The 2,645-nt window shown below is 53.8% G+C and carries 3 protein-coding genes; 1 reads left to right on the top strand and 2 read right to left on the bottom strand.

The window, feature by feature from the left end; translation table 11 throughout:
- Positions 1-208 precede the first annotated feature (208 nt).
- Positions 209-634 (bottom strand): hypothetical protein, encoded by a 426-nt coding sequence (locus POG22_RS08740; protein WP_498904768.1) that lies wholly within the window; start codon positions 632-634, stop codon positions 209-211.
- Between the two features lie 14 nt (positions 635-648).
- Positions 649-1,071, bottom strand: coding sequence for a hypothetical protein (locus tag POG22_RS08735; protein WP_063716836.1), 423 nt, complete (start codon positions 1,069-1,071; stop codon positions 649-651).
- A 254-nt stretch (positions 1,072-1,325) separates the two neighbouring features.
- Here POG22_RS08735 and POG22_RS08730 point away from each other — a divergent pair, with 254 nt between their 5' ends.
- A complete protein-coding gene (locus POG22_RS08730) occupies positions 1,326-2,318 on the top strand; it encodes a glycosyltransferase (RefSeq protein WP_063716837.1) in 993 nt (330 codons plus the stop codon).
- The last annotated feature ends 327 nt before the right edge of the window (positions 2,319-2,645 follow it).

Genomic DNA, 2,645 nt, shown 5'->3' with positions numbered 1-2,645 from the left:
TGCCTACGATCGCATGGATGGATAGCCATCGGGTACACATTTATGCCAAAAGAACGGTTGAGCATTAGGGTCTCTGTCTCTAGGCTTCAAAAGCTTAGGCGGATTGCCCAGCAGAGAGAAAAGACAATGACCCAATTGATAAAGGACTGGATCGACAGGTTGCAGGAAGAAAAGCCGCCCGCTTATGGGCGGGGCTTCAAACCCATTGTTAACCGGTGATCGGGTTGTCCCGTTCGCGCCAATCGTCTTCAGTGCGCGTCTCGCGGGGCGTCGTACTCTCTCGTAAATCGCGGGATTCACGGCTTTCTTGGGCTTTCAGGGCTGACTCGAAGGCGCGATCGAGATCGTTCGTACAGTCGTCCCAGTATCCTCCAGACTTTTGACGGCGGATGATGTCGCGGGTGGCGCCGATGAGGTCGGCGAAGGTGTAGCCTTCGTTTTGAATGGCGTCGATGAGCGTCCCGAGTTCTTCAGAGAGAGCTTGTCGCTTGCGTTTGGCGAGGTTGCGGACGAGACCGACGTACAGGGAATCGTAGCTGTCGTTCACGATCGATTTAGGGGCGAGAAAAACGTCTAAACAAGCCGATCGCGCGTTGGGAGTTGCGCGGGCGACTGTGCCTGAATGATAGCCCACAAACTGGCTCGTCGCTACCGGGAAGTTACCGATTCCCGTTCGCGGTGTTCGAGTTCTCGGAGTTTGTCGGCGTAGTAACTGGCGATTTCTACTTTTAGCCAGGGATCGCGATCGAGTTGCTCGACAACCTGTCCGATGTTGGGATATCGTTCGACGAGGGGTCGCAGTAAGGCGCGATCGCAGACGATGGCGCGAACCAGTTCCACGAGTTCGCCGTATCGCCGACAGTCGCACCGAACGGCGCGATCGGCAGATGTTTTCGCGGTTCTCAGCGCCTGTCGGACGACCCACTGGCCGACGGGTGGAACTTGCCAAATCCAGCTCTGTTTGAGGAGGTGTCTCAAGACGATACTTCGAGTCGTCAGGAGGACACCCGCGCAGTCGGCCAGGGTTTCAGCACTATCGCCGATAGCTGGCTTCGAGATGTTTGCTAACATCAGTCGCTCTCCAAATCAAACTGCGAAGGTGCGATCCTTCGCAGAGAAAACTAGATATGTCCCGAGTTGTAATTGGGTGATGGTACGTTCGTTCGATCGTAGTCGATCGAATCTTACCGTGTCTGTCGGTTATCGGATAGAGATCGACGGCGATCGGGGATCGCCAACGCATCGTCAAAATTCTCTCTCTCGGTAGACGATAATAAACACGCAGCTTTGAGAACCGATTCGCCCCACTGATTCGGAAGATAAACATGGCGTTAAGATCGATCGCGGCTAACCTCATCGCTCGGGATAACGGTTCCGGATTGACCCGAGACACGCAACTCGTCGCTGAGATTCTAGAAGCGGCGGGATGGTCAGTCAGTCACTATTCGGTCGGAAAATCCAGCCTCCGTCATAAAGTCCGTCGCGTGACCACGGCGGTCGAACAACAGGCCAGCCAATGGCTGCGCCAGCGTCCCCGCTACGACATCAATCTCTTTATTGAAGATGTCGTTCCTCGCTGGCTTCCCTTCGCTCGGAAAAACTGTTTGATTCCCAATCAAGAATGGTTTCGCCAGGAGTGGAAACCTTATTTATCGCAATTCGACGCGATTTTGTGTAAAACTCGCTTGGCTGAAATGGTGTTTTCCCCCTTTGCGCCGACGGAGTTTATAAGTTTTAGCAGTTTCGATCGCCGTCGCCGCGAGATTTTGCCGAATTACGATCGCTGTTTCCACTTGGGAACGACGAGTTCTCGGCTGGGAACGACGGTATTGTTAGATCTGTGGCGATCGCGTTCCGACTTCCCCAAGCTAACGCTAGTCCGACAGCAACCGCCGCCGTCGGACATGAGGGCGGACAATATCGACTATATCGATCGCCTCGTCTCGGAAGAGAGCCTCGCCACGTATCAAAACCACCACGGAATCCACGTTTACCCGACACAAATGGAAGGATTCGGCCATCGTTTGGTAGAAGCCATGAGTTGCGAGGGACTGACGGTGACGACGGACGCCCCCCCGATGAACGAAATCGTCACGCCGGAACGGGGGGTTTTAGTGGAGTACGCAACCGCCGAACCTCATCTGTGGGGAACGAAATACCAGGTGACACGATCGACCCTGGAACGAGCGTTAGAAACCGTTTGGGGGTACGATGAGGCGCAGCGACGAGAATTTGGAAAACGGGGGCGATCGTGGTACGAAGAGAACGATCGCTTTTTCCGCCGTCGGTTGGTTGAAGCATTACAAACTGTCTTGTAGCGGAGGTGTGGTGATGGACGAAACGACAATTTCAGGAAGTTGGGTCGATTGGCTGACGGTAATCGGCTATCTCAGTATTACGGGCGTCGTGATTTGGCGCGTTTTGTTTGCTAAGTCGTGATGTTTGAGTTTTGGGTTCACCTAAACTTGTCGGGTGGGCAATGCTTTTTGGCAAAGATCGTTGTTTAGCTAGTGCAGCGTCAACTCTAAGAATTAGGGTTAACGGGAGTATTGAGGTAATCTGTAGGGAGCGAGCCGGAGTCCCATGCAGAAAAAATACATTGTGCGCCTGACAGCAGAAGAGCGTCATCAGCTACAGGCAGTGAT

It is taken from the genome of Geitlerinema sp. CS-897 (assembly GCF_028368005.1).
GTDB classification, from domain to species: domain Bacteria; phylum Cyanobacteriota; class Cyanobacteriia; order Cyanobacteriales; family Geitlerinemataceae; genus Baaleninema; species Baaleninema simplex.
Note: the sequence above shows the minus strand (reverse complement) of the source record. Positions and strands in the feature narration are given on the sequence as shown.